This window comes from Neobacillus drentensis (genome assembly GCF_036965645.1).
In the GTDB taxonomy this organism is placed as follows: Bacteria; Bacillota; Bacilli; order Bacillales; family Cytobacillaceae; genus Neobacillus; species Neobacillus drentensis_D.
This window is the reverse complement of the sequence record NZ_JBALPZ010000177.1, coordinates 1-23,293: the sequence shown is the minus strand read 5'-3', so window position 1 is coordinate 23,293 and position 23,293 is coordinate 1. Positions and strand designations below refer to the sequence as shown.

21 protein-coding genes, 3 tRNA genes and 1 other annotated feature are annotated in these 23,293 nt (G+C 38.6%); of the genes, 21 read left to right on the top strand and 3 right to left on the bottom strand.

The features are described 5' to 3' along the window. Positions 1-42: 42 nt before the first annotated feature. The 9 genes from V7266_RS26545 (at position 43) to V7266_RS26505 (ending at position 6,380) form a co-directional block, all read left to right on the top strand. Positions 43-127, top strand: a tRNA-Tyr gene (locus V7266_RS26545). Positions 128-132: 5 nt separating this feature from the next. After that, positions 133-208 (top strand) — tRNA-His (locus V7266_RS26540). Between the two features lie 57 nt (positions 209-265). Next, positions 266-339: transfer RNA gene (locus tag V7266_RS26535), tRNA-Gly, on the top strand. A gap of 234 nt (positions 340-573) precedes the next feature. Next, positions 574-1,611 (top strand): PTS transporter subunit IIC, encoded by a 1,038-nt coding sequence (locus V7266_RS26530; RefSeq protein ID WP_335472220.1) that lies wholly within the window; start codon positions 574-576, stop codon positions 1,609-1,611. A gap of 75 nt (positions 1,612-1,686) precedes the next feature. Further along, entirely contained in the window at positions 1,687-2,013 is a 327-nt protein-coding gene (locus tag V7266_RS26525; protein WP_335472219.1) for a hypothetical protein, read from the top strand. Positions 2,014-2,231: 218 nt separating this feature from the next. Beyond that, positions 2,232-3,218 (top strand): aldo/keto reductase, encoded by a 987-nt coding sequence (locus tag V7266_RS26520; RefSeq protein WP_335472218.1) that lies wholly within the window; start codon positions 2,232-2,234, stop codon positions 3,216-3,218. 66 nt (positions 3,219-3,284) lie between these two features. Next, the gene (locus V7266_RS26515) at positions 3,285-4,106 is read left to right on the top strand and encodes a dienelactone hydrolase family protein (RefSeq protein ID WP_335472217.1); all 822 of its coding nucleotides are present in this window, start codon (positions 3,285-3,287) and stop codon (positions 4,104-4,106) included. Positions 4,107-4,398: 292 nt separating this feature from the next. Further along, positions 4,399-5,394: a biotin synthase BioB gene (gene bioB, locus V7266_RS26510; RefSeq protein ID WP_335472216.1), complete on the top strand. Its 996-nt coding sequence runs from the start codon at positions 4,399-4,401 to the stop codon at positions 5,392-5,394. Positions 5,395-5,546: 152 nt separating this feature from the next. After that, entirely contained in the window at positions 5,547-6,380 is an 834-nt protein-coding gene (locus V7266_RS26505) for a hypothetical protein (protein WP_335472215.1), read from the top strand. 490 nt (positions 6,381-6,870) lie between these two features. On the opposite strand, the gene V7266_RS26500 is transcribed toward V7266_RS26505, so the two are convergent. Continuing rightward, positions 6,871-8,070, bottom strand: a complete 1,200-nt coding sequence (locus tag V7266_RS26500; RefSeq protein WP_335472214.1) for an MFS transporter — start codon at positions 8,068-8,070, stop codon at positions 6,871-6,873. Between the two features lie 110 nt (positions 8,071-8,180). Beyond that, positions 8,181-9,122 carry an iron-hydroxamate ABC transporter substrate-binding protein gene (locus V7266_RS26495; protein WP_335472213.1) on the bottom strand — a complete coding sequence of 314 codons (942 nt, stop codon included), beginning with the start codon at positions 9,120-9,122 and terminating at the stop codon, positions 8,181-8,183. A gap of 294 nt (positions 9,123-9,416) precedes the next feature. Between V7266_RS26495 and V7266_RS26490 the strand changes: the two genes are divergently transcribed. The 6 genes from V7266_RS26490 to V7266_RS26465 all read left to right on the top strand — a co-directional run bounded on the left by V7266_RS26490 (position 9,417) and on the right by V7266_RS26465 (position 14,871). Continuing rightward, entirely contained in the window at positions 9,417-10,445 is a 1,029-nt protein-coding gene (locus tag V7266_RS26490; RefSeq protein WP_420491503.1) for a FecCD family ABC transporter permease, read from the top strand. After that, a complete protein-coding gene (locus tag V7266_RS26485) occupies positions 10,445-11,467 on the top strand; it encodes a FecCD family ABC transporter permease (RefSeq protein ID WP_335472212.1) in 1,023 nt (340 codons plus the stop codon). The genes V7266_RS26490 and V7266_RS26485 overlap by 1 nt, the downstream gene beginning before the upstream one ends. A gap of 14 nt (positions 11,468-11,481) precedes the next feature. After that, positions 11,482-12,312, top strand: coding sequence for an ABC transporter ATP-binding protein (locus V7266_RS26480; RefSeq protein WP_335472221.1), 831 nt, complete (start codon positions 11,482-11,484; stop codon positions 12,310-12,312). Between the two features lie 17 nt (positions 12,313-12,329). Then, complete coding sequence (locus V7266_RS26475) at positions 12,330-13,346, top strand: NAD(P)/FAD-dependent oxidoreductase (protein ID WP_335472211.1); 1,017 nt, start codon at positions 12,330-12,332, stop codon at positions 13,344-13,346. Between the two features lie 67 nt (positions 13,347-13,413). Then, positions 13,414-13,554 (top strand): hypothetical protein, encoded by a 141-nt coding sequence (locus tag V7266_RS26470; RefSeq protein WP_335472210.1) that lies wholly within the window; start codon positions 13,414-13,416, stop codon positions 13,552-13,554. A gap of 192 nt (positions 13,555-13,746) precedes the next feature. Continuing rightward, the gene (locus V7266_RS26465; RefSeq protein WP_335472209.1) at positions 13,747-14,871 is read left to right on the top strand and encodes an NADH-dependent flavin oxidoreductase; all 1,125 of its coding nucleotides are present in this window, start codon (positions 13,747-13,749) and stop codon (positions 14,869-14,871) included. A 47-nt stretch (positions 14,872-14,918) separates the two neighbouring features. Here V7266_RS26465 and V7266_RS26460 read toward each other — a convergent pair whose 3' ends face one another. Continuing rightward, the gene (locus tag V7266_RS26460) at positions 14,919-15,065 is read right to left on the bottom strand and encodes a hypothetical protein (protein WP_335472208.1); all 147 of its coding nucleotides are present in this window, start codon (positions 15,063-15,065) and stop codon (positions 14,919-14,921) included. Between the two features lie 176 nt (positions 15,066-15,241). Between V7266_RS26460 and V7266_RS26455 the strand changes: the two genes are divergently transcribed. The 6 genes from V7266_RS26455 (at position 15,242) to V7266_RS26430 (ending at position 22,839) form a co-directional block, all read left to right on the top strand. Then, on the top strand, positions 15,242-16,117 hold the full coding sequence (locus tag V7266_RS26455) for a proline iminopeptidase-family hydrolase (protein ID WP_335472207.1): 876 nt from the start codon (positions 15,242-15,244) through the stop codon (positions 16,115-16,117). A gap of 151 nt (positions 16,118-16,268) precedes the next feature. Further along, positions 16,269-17,510, top strand: coding sequence for an ATP-binding protein (locus tag V7266_RS26450; protein ID WP_335472206.1), 1,242 nt, complete (start codon positions 16,269-16,271; stop codon positions 17,508-17,510). Positions 17,511-17,679: 169 nt separating this feature from the next. Continuing rightward, the gene (locus V7266_RS26445) at positions 17,680-19,008 is read left to right on the top strand and encodes an MDR family MFS transporter (RefSeq protein ID WP_335472205.1); all 1,329 of its coding nucleotides are present in this window, start codon (positions 17,680-17,682) and stop codon (positions 19,006-19,008) included. A gap of 237 nt (positions 19,009-19,245) precedes the next feature. Further along, positions 19,246-19,493, top strand: a binding site (T-box leader). A 63-nt stretch (positions 19,494-19,556) separates the two neighbouring features. After that, positions 19,557-20,822: a threonine ammonia-lyase IlvA gene (gene ilvA, locus V7266_RS26440; protein WP_335472204.1), complete on the top strand. Its 1,266-nt coding sequence runs from the start codon at positions 19,557-19,559 to the stop codon at positions 20,820-20,822. Positions 20,823-21,044: 222 nt separating this feature from the next. Beyond that, a complete protein-coding gene (locus V7266_RS26435; RefSeq protein WP_335472203.1) occupies positions 21,045-21,767 on the top strand; it encodes a YebC/PmpR family DNA-binding transcriptional regulator in 723 nt (240 codons plus the stop codon). Positions 21,768-21,927: 160 nt separating this feature from the next. Further along, complete coding sequence (locus tag V7266_RS26430) at positions 21,928-22,839, top strand: tyrosine-type recombinase/integrase (protein ID WP_335472202.1); 912 nt, start codon at positions 21,928-21,930, stop codon at positions 22,837-22,839. The last annotated feature ends 454 nt before the right edge of the window (positions 22,840-23,293 follow it).

The window sequence follows — 23,293 nt, the reverse complement described above, 5'->3', positions numbered from 1 at the left end:
GTCCCGTCCAGACCGTCATCTTAATATTTTACCTGTTTTCATGGAGGGGTAGCGAAGTGGCTAAACGCGGCGGACTGTAAATCCGCTCCCTCAGGGTTCGGCGGTTCGAATCCGTCCCCCTCCACCATGATGGCGGCTGTGGCGAAGTGGTTAACGCATCGGATTGTGGTTCCGACATTCGTGGGTTCGATTCCCATCAGCCGCCCCATTCATTTCTAATATTGTGATTATTTCATAATGGTCCTTTTTTATAATTTTATTAAGTGCGGGTGTAGTTTACTGGTAAAACCTCAGCCTTCCAAGCTGATGTAGTGGGTTCGATTCCCATCACCCGCTCCATTTTAACCGATAACTTTAGTAGCTTGAGCGAACGGCTCAAAAAAATTTACATATTGATACAAAAAGCGTCTGGAATAGTTTCCAGGCGCCTTTTTGTTTTGAGAGTATTTTGAAACGGTAGTGCTTTTATGCTTGTATGCTTTAAAGTAATAAATTTTTTGTTGAATAATGTCTGAATATTCCCTATAATTATCATCAAATAATATTCTTGGATAAAGATGGGAGTTTAATAGGATGAAATATTTTTTCAGTAAGTTACTAACAGGGATGAGTATAGGAATTGTATGTGCTTTGATTCCAAATGCATTATTAGGGGAAATTCTTAAATTATTTATTCCACGTTTCTCTGGTTTACAACATCTATTAGATATTACCGTAATAGTTATGAGTTTGTTGCCGGTAATGATTGGTGTGATGGTAGGTACTACATTTAAGTTAACTCCGATACAAATAGCAAGCGTGGGCATAGCAGCAATGGTTGGAAGTGGTGCTATTCAAAAAACAGCAGACGGTTTGTTTGCACTTAATGGAATAGGTATTGTTATCAATACTGGGTTTACGGCTGCCTTGACAGTTTTATTTGTACAATGGATTGGGGACCGTTTTAAATCCTATTCAATTCTCTTAATGCCTACTCTAAGTATTTTAATTCCTGGTATGATCGGATACTTAGTTTTGCCGTTTGTAAAATCATCGACAGGGTTAATAGGTGTTGGAGTTGCGAATTTGACATCTTTACAGCCTGTTATAATGGGCGCCATAATAGCTGTTATATTTTGTATTATTATTCTTTCACCAATCTCGACCGTTGGGGTAGCAACTGTTATTATGCTTTCAGGAGTAGGATCTGGGGCAGCCAATCTCGGAATCGTAGCTGCTGGCGTAGGTTTTGCTTTTGCGAGCTATAAAGCAAATACACTTGGAACTGCCTTAGCACATGTGCTGGGCTCACCAAAAATTCAAATGAAAAACTTTATAATGAAACCTAAAATCGCCCTGCCAATGTTGATTACCGCAGCCATACTAGGGGCATTATCAGGATTGTTAAATATTCAAGGTACGCCTTATAGTGCCGGTTTTGGTTTATCTGGGCTAGTTGGACCATTAAATTATATTCACTTAGCGGAGGGTGGATGGAGTGTTAAAAATATTACCATCATGCTGAGTACCTTCTTAATTTTACCAATTATTTTGAACCTAGGGCTTATCTATTTATTCGCTAAAAAATTAAAAATGATCAAAGCCGACGATTATAAATTACAGTTTGATTAATAAATGAACAACTTTTTCCTCCAATCATCATAAATGTATAAGTAGACCTTAATTTTTCCGATTGGAGGAATATTTGTGTATTATGCACGGGTTGTACAATATAAACTGGGAATAGGTCAAAGGGATATAGCTGAAAAGTTAACAAAAGAGTTTGATAAAAAGAGCAGAAAATTAGTTGGATTTAGAGGCAGTGTATATTTTTTCGATGACCCTTCCGGTGAATATCGGGCATTAAGTTATTGGGATACGAAAGCGGAAGCTGAGCAGGCGCATAAAAAATTATTCCCTGAGCTAGAAAGCAAACTTCAAAGCGTTACTAGGGAAAAACCTATTGTTAAATTTTATGAAGTCTTTGAAGCAACAGATGACGAAGACCTTATGGCTTCACATATTAAAATCTAATCATTTAGAGAACTCAGATTAAAAACCAATCGATGGTACTAATCTGGGTTCTTTTTATTTAGCTCACTTTTATTTGAAAAAGTGCATCTAATGGAAAATTTCTCCTTCATCTCGTATAATCGATAGGGTAACAAGAGTTATTCAGTTTTTATGTTTCTGTATGTTAATCCAAGCTGTGGTTATTTGCAGCATTACAACTGAAAAAGAGAGGTTGAAAAATGCAAAAGAGAACTTTGGGACGTAATGGATTAGAAGTATCCGCACTAGGGCTTGGCTGCATGGGAATGTCTGATTTTTACAGTGGAAGAAATGACGAAGAATCGATTAAGACTATTCACCATGCACTAGAAGCAGGGATTACTCTTCTAGATACGGCCGATATGTATGGCGTCGGAAAAAATGAAGAATTAGTGGGACAGGCTATTAAGAATTACCGTGACCAAGTTGTGATTGCCACTAAGTTTGGTAATGTAAGGGGCAGTAACGGAGAGTTTCTAGGCATTAATGGACGCCCTGAGTATGTTAAACAAGCATGTGAAGCTAGTCTTCGTCGTCTAGGTGTGGATTATATTGACCTTTATTACCAGCATCGAGTTGATCCAAAGACACCGATTGAAGAAACTGTTGGAGCGATGGCGGATTTAGTTAAAGAGGGAAAGGTGCGCTATCTTGGCTTGTCAGAAGCTGCCCCTCAAACGATACAACGTGCCCACAGTATCCATCCAATAACCGCAGTACAAACAGAATATTCCTTATGGAGCAGGGACGTTGAGGACGAAATTTTACCCGTTTGCCGAGAGCTAGGGATTGGTTTTGTACCCTACAGTCCATTAGGAAGAGGATTTTTAACCGGACAAATTCAAAAATTCGAAGATATAGCTGAAGATGACTATCGCCGCTATTCACCTCGTTTTCAAGGTGAAAATTTTCAGAAGAATTTAGACCTTGTTCATAGAATAAAAGAAATTGCCAATGAAAAAAAATGTAAGCCTTCCCAATTAGCGCTTGCTTGGCTGTTAGCTCAAGGGGAGGATATCGTTCCGATTCCAGGAACAAAGAGGATTCATTATTTAGAGGAGAATATCGGGGCATTATCCATCGTTTTAACAGATTCAGAGCTTGCCCGCATTAATGAAGTAGCACCTCGAGGCGCAGCTGCCGGTGAACGTTACCCTGAAGCGGGAATGAAGGGTGTTAATCTGTAATTACAGTTTTACAGTAACTGAGAAAGAAATGTTCTTAACTTATGATTTGAATGGAGGCCAAATTGTATGTCATTGGAAACAAGTTGGGTACGTTATGGGAAGAACCAAGAATATATCGGATATATGGCTAAAATGGATCGAGTCAAAGAAAACTTACCGGCCGTAATCGTCATCCAAGAGATTTGGGGTGTAGATACCCATATCCGTGATATCACAGAGAGATTGGCACAAGCCGGATACCTGGCCTTTGCTCCTGATTTATATGCAGACAATGGGGAGCGGATTGAAGAATTAAAAGAAGAACGAGTAGTAGAAGTAAGAAATTTTCTAGATACCCTGCCGCATACGGTTTGGAACAATCCTGGTGAAAGGGAGCAGGCCATTAGCGAACTAGAAGAAGGAAAACAAAACCGTGTAACTAAGACCTTTGAAAAGGTGTTCGGAGGAATCCAATCCTCTGTTTATATTGAAAACCTATTAGCAGCTACTTCTTTTTTACGCGAAGAGTGCGAAGCGTCAAAAGGCCAAGGAGTTGTTTCGATTGGATTCTGTATGGGTGGAGCTCTGTCAGGATTATTAGCCTGCCGCGACCCACAGCTAAAGGGAGCAGCGATTTTTTATGGTACCCCACCTTCTGAGGAAGAATTAAAAAACATTAATTGTCCTTTATATGGTTTTTATGGTGAGCTTGATAAGCGGATTTCAGATCATGTTCCTGCTTTTGATGATCAAATGAAGAGAAATCAAAAGTCGTTTGATTATCAAATCTATCAAGACACCCATCATGCCTTTTTTAATGATACAAGGTCTTCCTATAATGTTTCATCTGCAAGGGATGCCTATCAAAAGGTATTACAATTTTTTAATAACGTGCTGGTTAAAGAGTAGCATAATTTTGCTGTGTTGATTAACATATTTTCCTGGTTCTCAGAGAAGTTAAGTTTTCAACACCGATGGTCGTTTGGGCTTTGCTCCTATAATAGATGGACGTTGTCCGGCATGAAAAAGACAACCTAAATGGGTTGTCTTTTTTTGTTTGGAAAATTTTAAGCTTTATCACACTTAGTCATCCACCCTATCGGATTGTTAACTTAATATTATTTTAGGTTGACAATAATAAAATAAAACTATTATTCTTAAATTATGGTAAATATTTCTTGAAAATCAGGAGGGTGAAAAAATGAGCGTGTGGAAAGAAATTGCACAGAGAGTAATTGATGGTACTCCCATATCCAAAGAGAAAGCTTTAACTATACTTAATTCTGCTGATAAAGATTTGTTAGAGGTTCTACAAGGGGCATATCTAATCAGACATCATTATTATGGCAATAAGGTTAAATTGAATATGATCGTGAATACTAAATCTGGTTTGTGTCCAGAAAACTGTGGATACTGCTCTCAATCTAGTATTTCTACAGCACCAATTAAAAAATATAAAATGATGGATAAAGAAGAAATCCTAAAAGGAGCAGAAAGAGCTTATCAGCTTAATGTTGGTACATACTGTATAGTTGCTAGCGGGAGAGGTCCAAGCCATAACGAAGTAGAGCAAGTTGTGTCTGCTGTAAAAGATATAAAGGATAAGTACAATTTAAAAGTTTGTGCCTGTCTTGGTATTTTAAAACCTGAACAAGCAACAAAACTAAAGGAAGCCGGTGTGGATCGATACAACCATAATCTCAATACTTCCGAAAAGCACCATGAAAACATCACTACCTCCCATTCCTATCAAGATCGAGTCAATACGGTGGAACTGATAAAGGAAACAGGAATTTCTCCTTGCTCCGGAGTTATTGTTGGCATGAAGGAAACGAAAGAAGATGTCGTAGATATGGCATTTAGTCTACATGCAATGGATGCAGACTCTATTCCGGTTAATTTTCTTCATGCCATTGACGGAACACCACTCGCGGGAACCCATGAGTTAAACCCAAGATATTGCCTAAAAGTGTTGGCCCTCATGCGTTTTGTAAATCCAACGAAGGAAATTCGTATTTCTGGAGGCCGAGAGGTTAATTTACGGAGCCTTCAGCCATTAGGATTGTATGCGGCAAATTCTATTTTTGTAGGAGACTATTTAACGACTGCAGGGCAAGAGAGTACGGCTGACCATCAAATGTTAGAGGATTTAGGTTTTGAAATTGAGTTTATTCGTGAGACTGCTCAAGCAAAGTAAAATCTCTTGAAAAGTATCATTTGAAAGGCAATCAATAAGGATTGTCTTTTTTTTGTTTCGGTCGTCATCATGATGTTAGGATTTGTTGTTCTATGGATATATAATGGAGTTAATTACTTGAAGAAAAATGTACTGCCGAGAGGAATCAAAAAATGAACATCTTTTTATCTTTTTTACAGACTCTGCTAATTAGTTTTTTAGAAATGGTTTATCTGGTAGGGGGGATTATAGTCATTGGCTTAATCCTAGGAGCACTTGAACGGTTATCCAATACATATTTAGTACGTACCTTCGGGGCAAAAGGTGTTATGGTAACAGCTTGGATTGGAACACCCATTCATGAAATTGGTCATCTAATTCAATGTTTTATATGGGGACATCGTGTTTCAAGGGTCAGATTACTTCAATTAAATCATCCATCCGGCATTCTTGGTTTTGTTGAACATCATTACAATCCAAATAGTATGTATCAGCAAGTTGGGAATTTTTTTATTGGCCTTGGACCCATTTTTAGTGGCATCGGATCATTGATTTTAGGGATGTATCTTTTGGTCCCAGCATCTTTTTTGGCTTTTAAAACAGAATTGCAACAACGTATAAAATTTGAGCAGTTAGATATAACGGTTTTAAAAACTATTGTCGCATCTGTTTCGGTTATCTGTAAGAATCTTTTTACGTTGGAAAATTTAATAAATCCTCTTTTTTGGATTTTTTTAGTCATAGCGTTTAGTATTTCCTCTCATATTGCGTTGAGCACCTCAGATATTAGGGGCTCGGCCAAAGGGTTAAGCATGATTTTTTTTATTCTTTTCTTGATTAATATCTTTTCTAGTTTACTTAATTGGGATACTTATGGGATGGTCGTAAAACTGGCAGGATATAATGCCTATGTCCTTGCTTTTGGAAGTATTGCGTTATTGTTTTCCTTTATTACGCTAGTTATTAGTATTGTTCTTTTTAATGTGAAAAGACTGTCGGTTCGGTAGAATAAGGTGGTCTTAGAACTATTCGGACAGTTGTTGGGGAAAATCGATGGGAACTGTCGGAAGTAATGGAAAGTTCAGACAGCACGAGCCAAAAATCAATAGGAGCTGTCCGAACCCAAGGAAAGTTCGTACAGCACGAGCCAGAAATCGATAGGAGCTGTCCGAAGCCAAGGAAAGTTCGGACAGAATGAGCCAAAAATTATTGGGAGCTGTCTGAAGCCAAGGAAAGTTCGGACAGCACGAGCCCAAAATCGTCAGTAGTTGTCCGAAGCCAAGGAAAGTTTGGACAGTATGACCAGAAATCGATGGGAGCTGTCGGAAGCCAAGGTCAGTTCAGACAGCACGAGCCATAAATCGATCGAAGCTGTCCGAACCCAAGTCCAATTCAGACAGCATAAGCTGAAAATCCACGAGCATTGTCAGAATTTAAAATCGCTTAAGACAACACCAGCGAAAAATCCCTCAAAATTGTTCGAATATACTGCCTCCATCACAATACCTTCTCTTCAACTGTTGCACCAATCCGTTTATTCCTAGCATAAAAAAACGACGTCATGATAATCGAAAGACTGCCAAAAACAACACACATTAATTGAAGCCCCATTAAATCTAAAAGAAAGCCCGACAAAAGAAGGACAATCTGGTAAGTGACCCGGTCAAGCATATTCCGAAAAGAGAAAAAACGCCCATGAAAATCCTTTGGTACCTGGGTTTGAAAAATCGTAGCAGCAGTAGGAAAAAAACTGCCAACCGAAAATCCAAATAATAGAAAAGCCATCACCGTCACAAATGGATCAGCTGCAAAATAGAGCAAAAGCTGTGATAACCCAATCACGAAAGAACTGCCGAACAAAACAACGTAAGGGGATAACTTATTATTTATTTTTCGAATCAAAAGGGCACCTAGCATAAAGGAGATGCCCTCTGCCGCATATACCCAGCCTTTAATGGCTGTACTATCTTGGATTTCACTTATGTTAATGACCATTAAGTTAAAACCACCAAGAAAAAGAGTAGGGACAAGGGTGATTAATAGGGTCATTAAGACTATAGGAACTCTATTAATAATGGGAAATACCTGTTTAAATCCTGTCTTTTCAATTGGTTGCTTCACAAGATTAATAGTTTTGTTTTCATTGATATCCAAGAAAAAGGTAAGGATAAATAAACCGACGTAACTTACCAATGAACCAATATATAAAAAAGAAAGAGGGAGGAAAACTAACAAGAAACCGCCCAGCGCTGTCCCAATGATTCGGGAAAGAGTGGATACATTCATATGAATACCATTCAATTGAAGTAAATCCTTATCCGCCACAACTAATGGCAAGGCTGCCTGTAGAGCAGGAAAGTAAAATGCTGCAGAAATCTGAAGGAGGATAAGAAATAATACCATCCACCATATAGCGCCTGTCGCAATCGCAATAAGCATAAAAACAACACTAATCATTCGGACAAGACCAGCGATTATCATGACGTTCTTTTTACTTGATCGATCCGTTAGTCGGCCTGCATAGGGACCAAATGCTAATCCAGCTAAAAGTCCGATGGTCATAAGGAGTGATTTTAAAAAGTCTGATGGAACCTTTTCCTGCATGAATTCCAAATCTCCAATAATGCCGAGCCATAGTCCTAAACCAGCAATAAATTCCCCTGTTAATAGAATCCATATATTCTTGTTACGCCACATAAATTTTTCCCCTCATTTAAGTGCTCTTTAATTTATTATTTTAACATAATTTTTAAAAAATTTTTATAAAAAAAGAACAAGCTCTAAAAAAGAACTTATTCTGTCAAACATTATTTTGTTAAAGCGTTCTCGACCGCATCAATCGTTTTTTCGCTAGCCATTAACCCGTTAATCGTCCAGAAAGTTGGATCGTTCATCTCATAAACCTGACCATTCTTGACAGCATCAAGGCCTTTCCAGATCGAGCTTTTACTTAACAGGTCAAGCCCAGCCTCACCCTTTTTGCTGATAAGGAAAATGTGGTCTGCCTTAATTTCCGGTAATTTCTCTAGGGCAATAGGATCCCATTGTACGGGCGCATCGCCAAGGTTTTTCACGAAGTCAGGCTGTTTGATCCCTAAATCATTATAAAGTACGTTAGCACTGAAACGATTATGCTCCATTAAGTAAAATTTATCCCCCATAACCCAAAGGAGTGCAACGGTTTCGTCACCAATCGACTTTTGAATCTTGGCTTTTACATCTGCTGCTTTTTTATCATAATTGGCGAGGGCTTCTTTTGCTTTGTCTTGCTTACTTAAAATTTCACCCATTTGAGTAAGCTGTTTACGCCAGTCAGAACTAATTTCGTCCTTAAAAACATATGTTGGGGCAATTTTCTTATATTCCTCATATTGTCCTTTTTGAATCGCAGAAGGTGAGCTGAAGATGATTAAATCAGGATTATTGCTAATCACTTGCTCTAGAGGTAGATCCCAGCTGATTTTTGGAACACCCTTTAACTCAGGCTGAAGATAATCTAATACCGTATTGCCGATTGACCATTGTGCAGCTGGCTTCGCACCAAGTGCCACCAAAGAATCTTCTAGGTATGGGGCAATGATTTTCTTAGGATTCGCTGGAATAACCACTTCACCTTTGGCATCTGTTAATTTAACTTCCGTCGTTTTATCTTCGGTTTTTTTGGTATCCTCAGTAGATTTACTACATGCGCTTACCAATAATAAAATTGTGAGTAAGGTGAATACGATAGTTAGGCGCTTTTTAAGCATGATTTTTCCTCCTTATGTATGAATAAATGATGACTAATGCAAATGATAATCATTTTCAACTAAACAGTCAATAAAAAAATGGCTAATTTTAGCACTAAATTGCGAAAAATGTTTGAAGGATGTTTTTGGAAGTACCTTTTTATAATATGTACATATTGAAAAACATTTATTGAAACTTTATACTAATGATAATGATTATCATTATACTAATTGGCAAAGAATAATAAGTTTTACTTGCTTTAAAAAGAGAGGGTGTTCCTTTTGAATGAACATGCCAAGAATCACAATGGCGTCATAAATCATTCTGAACAGCACAAAACAAAACGGAAAACATCCCTTAAAGGTCCATTCGTTTTAGTTTTAGGTATTATTTTCATTATTTTCTTTATCGGTGTATCCATTGCATACGGTGCGGCAGATATTAAACTTACAACCGTATGGGAAGCAGTCACACATTATAACTCAAAGCTAGCCTCCCACCAGATCATCCAAGAAATCCGTCTGCCAAGGGCCATTGGGGCAGTGTTGGTGGGTGCATTGCTTGCGGTTTCCGGAGCGGTGATGCAAGGGTTAACCCGTAATCCGCTTGCATCACCTTCCATCATGGGCGTCACCGATGGGGCCGCATTTGCAATCGTTATTACACTTTCCTTCTTTCCAACGGTCACCCTTTTAGGACTGACCTTTTCCTCGTTGGTGGGTGCCGGCCTAGGTGTAGCTCTTGTCTTTACAATTGGTGCTTTTTCAAAAGGAGGGCTGACACCGGTTAAACTGGCACTTGCCGGAGTGGCGGTGGGCTCGATGTTAAGCGCCATTTCGAGTGCATTTGCTCTGCATTTTCAAGTGGCAAAGGATATGAGCTTTTGGTATGCCGGCGGGTTAACGTCCATCAGCTGGACATCTATCAAAATCTTGTCCATTGCGGGACTCATAGGATTGCTGCTTGCGATGCTTATCTCACGTTCAATTACAATTTTGAGTCTGGGAGAAGAGGTTTCGAAGGGACTTGGACAAAATCCTTTACTGATAAAATTACTTGGTGTGATTGTTGTACTCGTTTTAACAGGCGCTGCCGTATCTGTTGCAGGGGCTGTCGGTTTTATTGGATTAGTTATCCCTCACATTTCGCGGTTTATCATTGGATCTGATTACCGCTGGATCATCCCAATTTCTGCTGTATTAGGAGGACTTTTATTAGTCCTGGCCGATATTGCTTCTAGAATGGTAAACGCTCCTTATGAAACTCCTGTGGGTGCCATCACCGCGATCATCGGAGTACCTTTTTTCCTATATCTTGCACGTGGGGAAAGGAGAGGGCTGTAATGAATGCGGTCTACACAAAACGGAGAAGATTTATCTTAACCATTAGTATTTTAACCATCCTTACATTCCTTACGTTTATTATAAGTCTTAACTTAGGGGTTGTAAGAATAGCTCCGATTGATGTCTTTAAAACTTTGATTGGACAAGGTGCTGCACGCGATCGACTTGTTTTGGTCGATTTTAGACTGCCAAGAATGATTTTATCCTTATTGATTGGTGCGGCTTTGGCTGTGTCAGGAGCTATCTTACAAGGTGTTTCTAAAAATGATTTAGCTGACCCGGGAATTCTAGGTATTAATGCTGGTGCGGGTTTTACTGTTATTCTATTTATCTATTTCTTTCAAGGATCAATGAACGAGGTATCTTCATCCTATGGTGTATTACTTTTGCCGATATTTGCTTTGTTAGGAGCATTGATTGCGGCATTGTTGATTTATTCAATTGCTTGGAAAAAAGGAATTGACCCTGTCCGTCTAATTTTAGTCGGAATTGGTGTGAATTCTGGATTTGGCGCGGCGATTGTGATTTTTCAACTGAAAATGAACCCACAAGACTTTATGCAAGCAGCGGTGTGGTTATCTGGTGATATCTGGGGGGCCAATTGGCGGTTTGTTTCCATCATTGCCCCATTAATCCTTTTAATGCTTCCGTATGCCATTTATAAGTCACATATTCTCAATGTATTAAATCTCGGAGACCAAGTCGCTACAGGACTTGGAATAAGAGTTGAGAAGGAACGAAGAATATTACTAATTGTGGCAGTTGCACTGGCAGGATTTAGTGTGGCTGCAGGAGGAGGCATTGCCTTTCTAGGATTAGTCGCCCCGCACATAGCAAGAAAGTTTATCGGACCAAAGCACCAGCTGCTGCTGCCGATTACGGCAATTTTAGGTGCCTTGCTTCTCTTAGCTGCCGATGCAATTGGGAAAAATTTATTAGCCCCGACCGAGATACCAGTTGGAATTGTCACAGCCATATGCAGCGCTCCCTATTTTATCTACTTACTTATGAAAGCAAAATAAAGGAGGAACAAATGGTGGTATCACTTTCAACTGAACACCTTCAAATTGGGTACGGAGAGAAGATCATTGTCGAGAATTTAAATTTATCTATAAATAAGGGTGAGATCACTACGATCATCGGGGCGAATGGATGCGGAAAATCGACCATCCTCAAAACGTTAGCCCGTGTTCATCAAGCTAATGCTGGCGTGATTTATTTGGATGGCAAGATGATTCACAAAATCCCTACCAAGGAGATTGCCAAAAAAATGGCGGTACTTCCACAGAGCCCAGAAGCACCGAGCGGGTTAACCGTTTATGAATTAATTTCCTTTGGCCGTGCTCCTCATCAAGGCGGGTTTGGCAGACTATCTGAAAAAGATCGAAGAGTCGTTGATTGGGCCTTAGAAGTTACAGGACTCACGTCGTTAGCTGACTATGCCGTGGATGCTCTTTCTGGCGGGCAGCGGCAGCGTGCTTGGATTGCAATGGCCATTGCTCAAGAAACGGAATTATTACTGCTGGATGAACCAACAACCTACTTGGATATGGCTCATCAGCTTGAAATTTTACAGCTATTGGAAAAGTTGAACAAAGAAGAAGGCCGTACCATTGTGATGGTTATTCATGACTTAAATCATGCGGCTCGATTCTCCCACCATATGGTCGCACTTCGCGGTGGGAAATTAGTGAAGGAAGGTTCAGCAGAAGAAGTCATGACACACGAGGTGTTAAAAAAAGTCTTTCATATAGATGCAGAAATTGTGAAGGATCCTAGGACCGGTAAGCCTGTCTGTCTTTCTTATAATTTACTAAAAAAAGAGACACAGGTTGAAAGGCAAAAAGCAGTAAGTTTTTCAATGTGAACATGGATGGGGATACGATGAAACTGTATGATGTAACGATTATTGGCGGTGGGCCAGTGGGATTATATACGGCCTTTTATTGCGGAATGAGAGAGATGGAAACTAAAATAATTGAATACCTGCCATATTTAGGAGGTAAGGTTTCTTATTTTTATCCGGAAAAGGTGATTGGTGATATTGGGGGTCTACCTGCTATAACAGGGGAAAATTTAATTAAACAATTAGAAGAACAGGCGAGAACCTTTCACCCAACGATTGTTTTAAATCAACAAGTGATGGGAATAGAAAGGCTAGGGGATGGAACTTTCCTTTTGACAAGTCATAATGGAGAGAAGCATCATACTAAAACCATTATTTTAGCTACTGGTTTCGGAACAATTAAAAATTCAAAACTTGATCTTGAACATGCTGAAAAATACGAAGGGACCTATCTATTTGATACGGTTGAAAACTTCAACCAGTTCGAGGATCGCCGTGTGTTAATTTTGGGCGGAGGAAACACCGCCATGGACTGGGCCAACCGTTTACTGCCGATTGCTAAGCAAGTGACCATTGTACATCGGCGGGATGAGTTTACGGGCATTGAACGCAATATTGCAGACCTGAGAAATTCCAAGGCAGTCATTTTAACACCGTACATTCTTGATGCCCTGCGTGGAGAGAAAGCGTTGGAAGGTGTATGTGTTAAACATATTAAAACAAATGAAACAAAAGAAATCGAAGTAGATGCAGTCCTTCTTAATCATGGCTTTTCCATTGACTTAGGGGGTATTAAACAATGGGGGTTTGAATTTGAGAACGGCAGTATAAAGGTAGACAGTTCCATGCAAACCAATATTGAGGGGATCTTTGCAGTAGGAGATATTGCAGGGTATACCAATAAACTGCATTTAATTACCGGAGGTTTCTTTGAGGGTCCAACGGCTGTTAATCGTGCCAAAGCTTACATAGAACCTGATAAAAAACTTAAACCTATCTTCTCGACCACACATTCCAAACTACAGCATTTAAGAAAGTCTGGCATCACGCATTAATTGGATGATTATTTTTTAAAAAGAACCGCAAAATAAGAAGGTGATGTTTTAACAAGGAGGATTATTAATGTCAAAAGATAAGCAAACACCTTCAGCCGAAGTGGATCAAAAGAAATTATTAAATGATAAAGTGGAAAAAGCTCGTCAAAATAATTTTGAAGATGGTCACATTCGAAAAGTAACTGTAAGTGGCGCACAAGGCGAGTAATAAGGAACATAAGATTATTAACATAAGCAGAATTTCATTGTAAGATGATTTTCTGCTTTTTAATTGCTTATGAAGTACACGTGAAAATTTATTTAGAATGCGTCAAAGAGATAACCGGTAAAATAAATCTTGTTGATATGTGTGATCCAGGAAATTTTTTGTAAGCTAAAGTAATTAAAGGGGGATGTTTAGATGAATTCAAAATATACACCATTTTTCGAGTCATTTACTTTTAGGAGCGGAGTAGAGGTAAAGAACCGCATTGTTATGGCTCCCATGACGAATTTCTCATCCAATCCTGATGGGACGGTGACTGATGCGGAGGTAAAGTATTACGCAAGACGTTCAGGCGGAGTGGGAATGGTCATTACCGCATGTACCTATGTAACCGCTAAAGGTAAAGGGTTCCAAGGTGAATTTGGCGGAGATCACGATGAATTTATTCCAAGTTTAAAGCAGGTTGCTACAGCAATCAAAGAAAAAGGGGCAAAAGCTGTATTGCAAATTTTCCACGGCGGCAGACAGTGTCCGCCTGAGTTAGTGCCGAATGGAGAAATTGTTAGTGCGAGTGCAATCCCAGCTGAAGGGAATGGGAAACCTGTTCCACGAGAATTAACAGATCAAGAAATCCAATCGATTATCCAAGATTTTGGTGAAACTACTCGCCGGGCAATTGAAGCAGGGTATGATGGTGTCGAATTACATGGTGCAAACGGATATCTGATTCAACAGTTTTTCTCACCGCATTCTAATCGCCGTGAGGACCGCTGGGGAGGAAGCATTGAAAAGCGGCTCAGCTTTCCGTTAGCGGTAGTAGATGAAGTGAAAAAAGTGGCAGCGGAGCATGCGAACGGGCCTTTTATGATTGGCTATCGCTTTTCACCAGAAGAGCCAGAAACGCCAGGCATTACGATGGCAGAAACCTTGGTGTTGATTGATGCACTTGCAGACAAAAATCTGGATTATCTCCATGTCTCACTGCAGGAATTTTGGTCTAAACCAAGACGTGGTGTAGAGGATTCGCGCGCAAGGATTGAAATCATTCAAGAAAGAGTCGGTGACAAGGTTCCAGTAATTGGAGTCGGTTCTTTATATACCGCAGATGAAGTGCTAAAAGCCATTCAAACAGGTGTACCATTTATTGCCATGGGGCGTGAAATGATTATCGATCCTGATTGGGTACAAAAGGTGAAAGAGGGACGAGAAACCGAGATTGTAACGAAGATTGATAAAAGCAAACAACAGGAACTGGTTGTTCCAGATCCACTATGGCAAGCGATTATTCACACACCAGGTTGGTTTCCAATGAATGAATAACCAAAGGCATCCCTTGATTGGGATGCCTTAAATGACGTTTCCTGCCGTTAGGAGTATTGATTATCACTTTCTGTATCATTGTTGTTAATCATTTCTTTCACGTCCTGTGAAATCTTATCAAATGTTTGGTTGACTCTATTCATTATTTCCTCATTATTAGTTGTTCCAGTAGTTTGCTCATTGTTTTTTTCCATTTGTTTCACCTCCATTCTTATCGTTTGTAAAATTGACTTGGTTTATTACGGTTATTGTTTGGATTTCCCATTTTCGTATGCCTTACATAATAATGGAAAGAGATGATGATTACATTGTAGAATAGTATAGAAATGGATCTATTGAGAAAGAGATACTATTTGTTGGAGGGATACTCATGGATCAAGAGGGATTTATTCAAGTAACTGGAGGTAAAGTTTGGTATCAAAAATTTGATAAGAATGGAAAGGGGGCACCTTTGGTTGTTTTACATGGCGGCCCAGGATCCTCCTGTTTTTCATTAAAAGGATTGAAGGAACTAAGCAATGATCGTCCCGTCATCTTGTATGATCAGTTAGGATGCGGGCGATCTGACCGGCCGAAGGATAATAGCTTATGGCGGCTTGAGAGGTTTGTTGAAGAAGTAGCTCAAGTTCGTGCGGCACTTAACCTTAATGAAGTACATATTTTAGGTCACTCGTGGGGGACTACACTTGCTGCTGCCTACGCTTTAAACAAACCAGTTGGGATAAAGAGTATTATTTTTTCTAGTCCCTGCCTCAGTGCCCCTTTATGGGAACAAGACCAAAAACGTAACCTTAAGGAACTGCCATTTGAGGTACAAGAGACCATCAAACGCTGTGAAGAAAATGGAACCACTGATTCTGAGGAATTTGACGCAGCGATAGAAGTATTTAGTAAACATTTTGTGAATCGTATGGAGACCAAGCCGGAGTGGTTGGAGAAAAAACCACCGGAATATCGTAATTCTGAAATCTATCATATTATGTGGGGGCCTTCCGAGTTTACTGTTCTAGGCAATTTGAAGGAATTTGATTGTACTCCGCAGTTAAAGGATATTACATGTCCCACGTTGTATACATGCGGACGGTTTGATGAAGCCACACCCGAAACCACTGAATATTTTAGCCGTCTGACTCCAAACTCCAAATTTCATATTTTTGAGAAAAGCGCCCATATGGCCTACATCGAAGAACCGGAAGAGTATATACATGTTATGGGAGCTTTCCTTAGTATAATCGATTATAAGTAAAAGCTTTAATTTGACAGCCTGAGAAAATCAGGCTGTTTTCTTATCGAAAAATTTCGGTATTATGTAGAATAAAAGAGGATAAAGTTGTTTTTTGGCGAATATACTCCCATAGAACTACTGTTTTTGAACTATAACTTATTGAGGTTTAACGATGAAAAGAAAAGGTCAACTCATTTTGGTTTCAATCTCCATCCTTTTTACGATATATCAGAAACTTGCTGATCAACACGATATTTTTACCTTAGACTTTTTTATTTTTACGATGATCGCTTGGGCTGTCGGATGGCAATTCGATAAAGCACGCTATTATGAAAAAAAAGCGCGGGCCAGTGAGGAGAATTATAAGAAGTTAATTGATTCGCTGCCGCAGCCAGTCTATATTACGCAAAATCATCGTTTCTTATATGCAAACGATGCTGCTGTCAAAATGGCTGGCTATACACGTAGAGAAGAAATGATTGGAAAAGCCTTATTTGATTTTATTCTTCCTGAGTATAAAGATCGGTTAATGGAAAGATTTAATCAGGTCAATATAGAGAAAAGCCCAGTTAACACCATCGAATACAAAGCAAAGCGGATTGATGGCTCCACCTTCTTTTTCGAAGTAACTTCGTTATATATTTCATTCGGTGGTGGACAGGCTATTCTTTCCATTGGTAAAGATATTACGGACCGGAAAGAACAAACGGAGAATCTTCTGCAAAAATCCGAAATGCTGGCCTTGTTAGGTCAAATGGCTGCTGGTATTGCTCACGAAATTCGAAATCCACTCACTTCTATAAGAGGGTTCATCCAGCTATTTAAAGCTAAACAATTAAAAGACGAATACTTTGATATTGTCTTATCAGAACTGGACCGAATCAATGCCATTGTTAGTGAATTTTTAGTGTTAGCCAAACCAACCGCAGCGGTATATATAGAACGTGATATTAAGCAATTACTAAACGACGTTGTGACCCTAATTGGAACACAATCTATCTTAAATAATGTGGAGATCACCGCCAAATATGAAAATGATCTGCCAAAGGTCAGTTGTGAAGAGAATCAATTAAAGCAGGTCTTTCTTAATCTTTTTAAAAATGCAATTGAAGCCATGCCGAATGGGGGAAATATCGAAGTTACCGTGAGGAAAAAGAGGGAAAATCAACTCTCCATCCAGATTACTGATGAGGGTGTCGGAATACCAAAAGAAAGAATACCGACGCTTGGCGAACCGTTTTATACGACAAAGGAAAAGGGTACCGGACTCGGACTAATGACTTGCTATAAAATCATCAAGAGCCATCATGGTATTCTTGATATTCAAAGTACAGTAAATAAAGGAACAACAATTGAAATAATACTACCTTCGATTTCCCAGACACTGTTGAATATTGAACCAATTAAAGTATAACAAACTTTATAGTAAGAGAAGCTAGTATTCATTTGGGCTCTAACCTCTGGTTAGGGCTCTTTTTCTTAATATGATTCTTTTTTACTAATAAAAATAATAGATATTTTGCTATAATGGTTAATGCACCTATTTTTTATTTGTCAAAAAAAGGGAGTGGGTAGGGGTTTTTATGAATAGAAATAAATATGTTTTTTGGGGCCTTGTTATTACGACCCTCATTTCTGCACTTGATGCGAATATTATGCAAACAGCAAGTCCAACGATTGCCATGCAGCTTGGTGGAATGGAGTTGTTTGCCTGGGTTTTTTCGGTTTATATGCTTGCAAGTACTATTACTGTACCGCTTTATGGGAAACTTTCCGATATGTATGGCCGAAAGAAATTGTTAATGATATCCGTTGGGTTATTCACCATTGGATCCATTTTGTGTGGAATGGCCAATTCCATGGTGATGTTAATTGTCTTTAGAGGAATTCAAGGCTTGGGTGCTGGCGGGATGGTTCCACTTTCGATGATTATTGTTGGAGATTTATTTACGATTGAACGGCGGGGGAAAATTCAAGCCGTTTTTAGCAGTATTTGGGCCATTTCTTCTGTTGTTGGTCCCATTTTAGGATCCTTTTTTGTTGAAGCGTTAACATGGAGATGGATTTTCTTTATCAATATTCCGATCGGAATTGCTACTGTCTTATGTTTAATCCCTTACAAAGAAACGACAGAATTTACGAAGGCGCATATCGATTACAAAGGATTCTTCTTATTTGGTATTTCTATTACTCTCTTACTTTTGTCAACTAATGTAAGTCATCCATTTTGGTATCTCGTCATAGGTATTATCGGGATGCTGGTCTTTGTGCTGGTCGAGAGAAAGGAAGAACAGCCATTTCTACCTGTATCACTATTTAAAAATAAAGGTATTTTAAGAACTAACCTTTTTATGTTATTTTACTGCCTTTCCTTTTTCGGTACTTCAAACTTTATTCCATTGTTTTTACAAGAAGGCCAGCAGATGAGTATTTATAAAAGTGGATTGATCCTATTAAGTATTGCGGGAGGCTGGATGTTTGGAAGTACGCCGGCAGGCAAATGGATAATCCGTTTTGGCTATAAACCGTTATTTATCGTTGGGAGCTTCATGACAACTATCTCTGGACTTTTGCTTTATTTATTTATAAATGACATATCCTATCTTGTTTTGTTTCTAATTTTGACTGTCCAAGGGGTGGCATTTGGCTTGTTGTTCGCAGTTGGTACGATTGCTTCTCAAGAGTTTGCAGAACCCCATATCAAAGGGATGTCGACCTCTCTGCAGATCTTCCTGCGAAACATCGGGACATCGGTTGGGGTGACGATAATGGGGCTGCTCATTAACCATGCTGCTGCTATTAGTATTGGCATGAAAAATGTGTTTCTTTATGCACTTCTTTTGAGTTTAGTTACTGTTGGGATTAGTTTTATCATTCCAGCAAAGACTGTTGCGGAGGCAAGTGAACCGTAGGTGGAGAAGGATGATATTTTGATGGTTCGGTTACGATTTGTGACCGGACCATTCTTATTTTATTGGCTTGCAAATAAAGATGACACTATCATGGTGCATAAGGAACATTTCTAACACGATGAAATTGGTAATGGTGCCTGTCACCAATGTAAGCGCTTTAAAATAAACAAAATAGTTAAAATAGTCAAAAAACATTGACAGACTTTTTTTTCGGTGGTACCCTTATCTAAAATTACATACGAATTGATGACGAGAAGAGTAGGATAGGTTTATCTGTTCCTAGAGAGTCGACGGTTGGTGGGAGTCGATAACAGGACTATCTGAAAATCATCTCCGAGATGTATAGCTGAACTAGCAGTAAGCTATACCGGAATGTCCACCGTTAACTAGGAACACGTACAGCCAATTGTACGTTGATCGAGAGCCGCTAGCCTGAAATGGGTAAGCGGAAGTAGGGTGGTATCGCGAGTTCACTCGTCCCTATAACCAGGGGGCGAGTTTTTTGTTGTCTATAAACATTTGAGCACTAATATAGGAGGAAGATAAGTATGAGTCAACAAGTAGATAAGAAAGCATTTAATGTGGAGGATATCATCATTGCTAGTCATACGATTAAGGATGTCATTTCACCAACTCCATTACAATATAATCATTTATTATCAGAACGATACGGGTGTCATGTCTACTTGAAAAGAGAGGATATGCAAAGCGTCCGTTCCTTTAAAATCCGTGGTGCTTATAACCGGATTAAAAAGTTAAGTGAAGAGGAACTAAAGAACGGAATTATCTGTGCAAGTGCCGGAAATCACGCCCAAGGTGTCGCTTATTCCTGTCATCTTTTAAAAATTAATGGAAAAATCTATATGCCAAGTACAACACCAAAGCAAAAGGTAAAGCAAGTAAAATTCTGGGGGAAAGATAGTGTAGAGATTGTCTTAGTCGGCGATACGTTTGATGATGCTTATGAAAAAGCACTTGAATGCAGTCTAGCTGAAAACCGTACGTTTATCCATCCTTTTGATGATTTCGATGTTATAGCTGGTCAAGGGACGGTTGCGGTTGAATTGCTCACTGACTGCCCTGAAAAAATCGATTACCTTTTTGCTGCCATTGGCGGCGGCGGTCTTGTTGCCGGTTGCGGGACTTACATGAAGCATTTTTCACCGCACACCCAATTAATCGGCGTAGAGCCGCAAGGTGCACCTGGGATGAAGGAATCCATTTTAAAAGGGGAGGTCACTTCTTTACATCAAATCGACCCATTTGTAGATGGAGCGGCTGTGAAAACCGTAGGTTCAAAAACCTTCAATATCTGTAAGGAGCTTGTCAATGATATTGTCGTGGTTCCTGAAGGAAAAGTGTGTACAACTCTATTATCTCTTTATAATGAAAATGCAATTGTTGTGGAACCGACTGGAGCCCTTTCCGTCGCGGCGCTAGATGCCTATGCTGATCAAATTAAAGGGAAAACCGTGGTTTGTATCGTCAGCGGCGGAAACAATGATATCGGCCGGATGCAGGAAATCAAAGAGAGATCTAAACTTTATGAGGGGCTTCAGCATTATTTCATTGTTCAATTTCCACAGCGTCCGGGTGCATTGCGTGAATTCTTATTTGACGTATTAGGGCCAAATGATGATATCAGTCATTTTGAATATACCAAAAAGAATAACCGTGAAACCGGACCTGCGTTAGTAGGGATTGAATTGAAGGATAAAGAAGATTATTATCCATTAATTGAACGTATTAAGGCAAAAGGATTTTTACACAGAGAAGTGAATAATGACAGCACACTTTTTCAAATGCTTGTCTAAAAGGTCTAGATCATCCACCTGCTGGATGATCTTTTTTAGTTTTTTGAATACCAGGATACTTAACAAATGCAACATTTAATGTATAATATTATTTGTGCATGAAGACAGTTATTGTTTTCTAGTCAGTATAAATTGGATGAACTTCAAAATCGTTATCGTGAAAAATCTCATTTTTCACTAAGAACATTTTTTGAGATTCAAATTGGAAAGAGAGTGTTCAGAATGGGACGTAAATGGAACAATATTAAAGAAAAGAAGGCTTCAAAAGATGCCAATACAAGCCGTATTTACGCAAAATTCGGCGTTGAAATTTATGTGGCAGCCCGCAGTGGAGAACCAAATCCCGAATCCAACCAGGCGTTAAAATTTGTCTTGGAGCGTGCAAAAACGTACAATGTGCCAAGACATATTATTGACCGTGCGATTGAAAAAGCTAAAGGTGGTTCTGAAGAAAGCTACACAGAACTTCGTTATGAAGGCTTCGGTCCTAATGGATCAATGGTGATTGTGGATGCCTTAACTAATAACGTAAACCGTACGGCTGCAGATGTTCGTGCTGCTTTCGGTAAAAACGGAGGAAACATGGGTGTGAGCGGTTCCGTTTCTTATATGTTCGATGCTACTGCCGTTATCGGTGTTGAAGGAAAATCATCTGACGAAGTTCTTGAATTATTAATGGAGGCAGATGTAGATGTCCGTGATATCTTAGAAGAAGATGAAGAACAAGTAATTGTTTATGCGGAGCCAGATCAATTCCATGCGGTACAAGAAGCCTTCAAGCAAGCTGGTATTTCTGAATTTACCGTAGCTGAATTAACGATGCTTCCACAAAACGAGGTAACTCTTGATGGTGATGCATTAGTAAAATTCGAAAAAATGATCGATGTATTAGAAGATTTAGAAGATGTTCAACGCGTATATCATAACGTTGATCTTGGTGAATAAGACCAATAATAAACGTTTATCGAAAAGGTAGAAATTAATATTATTAGGATAAAATTTTGTGAACAGTGATATACTTACACAAAATCACTACTAATTACAGTAACAAACGATTAACTCACTTTTGGTATGAAAAATTCATATTAAAGGTGGGTTTTTTTGTATGGATTTAAACGATATTTATAAAGAGTTTCTTTACGACTTAGAAATTAAAAATTATAGTCCCCGTACAATTAAGGGATATAAAAATAACAACAAAGCGTTTATAACTTATTTAAAAAATGAATTTGAAGTTGCTGAAATTGAAGATATTACTACTAAGCACATAAAAGCATATCTTATGAATCTAAAAAGCAAAGGACTAAAAGAGCTATACATAAATAACATTCAAAAGTGTTTGCGTTCATTTTTTAGATTTATGGTGGATGAGGGTTATATAGCAGAAAAGAGAAATCCGATACTTTCAGTTAAATTTATGAAAGAACCAAAAGTAATCATAAAAACATTTGACGATCAAGAAATAAAACGAATGGTAAATGTCTACAGTACTTCGAATTACTTAGAAATAAGAAATAAACTTATCATAATGTATTTTGTGGATTTAGAAATTAGAAATCTAGAATTATGTACTCTTACTCATCTTGATATAATGGATACAGTCATAAAAATTCATGGAAAAGGGAATAAGGAGCGATACTTATATATAAGTCCCTTGTTGAAAAAGTTCATTATAAAATACGAACGTATTAAACATGAATATTTTAAGGACAAGCCTATTATTGACAACAATTATTTTTTATCAAGAAATGGAAAGGCTCTTACTGTAGGTGCTGTAGAAATCATTGTAAAGAATGCTGGGAAAAAAGCAAAAGTAAGACCAAGTATTCGTTGTTGTCCGCACACAGTACGCCACTACTATGCACAGAAACAATTAAGATTAGGTTTAGATGTGTACAGCTTAAGTAGGCTGCTTGGACACGAAAGTACAACGATTACAACCAGATACTTACAATCACTGAATGATGAGAACATTGTTGAATTAGCGAAATCAACTAGCCCATTATCAAACTTATAATTAATAAAGAACCACTATAGATAGTTGGCTCTTTTGGTAATTCTTCATCAATTTCAAGAAAATCCTCTATAGCTACTCCTAACGCTTTGCTGATCAAAACTAAATGAGCAGCTACAAATTTTTCGTTTTTATCAAATCTACTGATAGTTGCTTGAGTTATATTGCCACCACACATTTCAACTAAATTAACTTGAGTTATTTTTCTAGAATTATAGCATACAAGTTAGTTGCTGTTGATTGTATGGGGGTTGAACACACGATCAATGTTTATGATGTAAGTGAAACGGAATTGACAAACTATATTGATTATTGAGAGTAAAAATAAAAAGGCTTATGGGTGAAAGCAAAAAAAGAGACCCCGTAAATTGAACGGAGTCCAAAGTATATTTCAAAGGGGGTCAATTAGTATCTTTATTATATAAGTTGGTTAATTTGTTAAAAAGAGGAAATATAA

Bases quoted from the DNA above. Each gene is read 5' to 3' on its own strand.
- V7266_RS26485 (WP_335472212.1), top strand. From the start codon at position 10,445: ATGAATGCGGTCTACACAAAACGGAGAAGATTTATCTTAACCATTAGT.
- V7266_RS26505 (WP_335472215.1), top strand. From the start codon at position 5,547: ATGAACATCTTTTTATCTTTTTTACAGACTCTGCTAATTAGTTTTTTA.
- V7266_RS26450 (WP_335472206.1), top strand. From the start codon at position 16,269: ATGAAAAGAAAAGGTCAACTCATTTTGGTTTCAATCTCCATCCTTTTT.
- V7266_RS26530 (WP_335472220.1), top strand. From the start codon at position 574: ATGAAATATTTTTTCAGTAAGTTACTAACAGGGATGAGTATAGGAATT.
- V7266_RS26470 (WP_335472210.1), top strand. From the start codon at position 13,414: ATGTCAAAAGATAAGCAAACACCTTCAGCCGAAGTGGATCAAAAGAAA.
- V7266_RS26435 (WP_335472203.1), top strand. From the start codon at position 21,045: ATGGGACGTAAATGGAACAATATTAAAGAAAAGAAGGCTTCAAAAGAT.
- V7266_RS26430 (WP_335472202.1), top strand. From the start codon at position 21,928: ATGGATTTAAACGATATTTATAAAGAGTTTCTTTACGACTTAGAAATT.
- V7266_RS26520 (WP_335472218.1), top strand. From the start codon at position 2,232: ATGCAAAAGAGAACTTTGGGACGTAATGGATTAGAAGTATCCGCACTA.
- V7266_RS26465 (WP_335472209.1), top strand. From the start codon at position 13,747: ATGAATTCAAAATATACACCATTTTTCGAGTCATTTACTTTTAGGAGC.
- ilvA (WP_335472204.1), top strand. From the start codon at position 19,557: ATGAGTCAACAAGTAGATAAGAAAGCATTTAATGTGGAGGATATCATC.
- V7266_RS26460 (WP_335472208.1), bottom strand. From the start codon at position 15,065: ATGGAAAAAAACAATGAGCAAACTACTGGAACAACTAATAATGAGGAA.
- bioB (WP_335472216.1), top strand. From the start codon at position 4,399: ATGAGCGTGTGGAAAGAAATTGCACAGAGAGTAATTGATGGTACTCCC.
- V7266_RS26515 (WP_335472217.1), top strand. From the start codon at position 3,285: ATGTCATTGGAAACAAGTTGGGTACGTTATGGGAAGAACCAAGAATAT.
- V7266_RS26500 (WP_335472214.1), bottom strand. From the start codon at position 8,070: ATGTGGCGTAACAAGAATATATGGATTCTATTAACAGGGGAATTTATT.
- V7266_RS26495 (WP_335472213.1), bottom strand. From the start codon at position 9,122: ATGCTTAAAAAGCGCCTAACTATCGTATTCACCTTACTCACAATTTTA.
- V7266_RS26475 (WP_335472211.1), top strand. From the start codon at position 12,330: ATGAAACTGTATGATGTAACGATTATTGGCGGTGGGCCAGTGGGATTA.
- V7266_RS26455 (WP_335472207.1), top strand. From the start codon at position 15,242: ATGGATCAAGAGGGATTTATTCAAGTAACTGGAGGTAAAGTTTGGTAT.
- V7266_RS26445 (WP_335472205.1), top strand. From the start codon at position 17,680: ATGAATAGAAATAAATATGTTTTTTGGGGCCTTGTTATTACGACCCTC.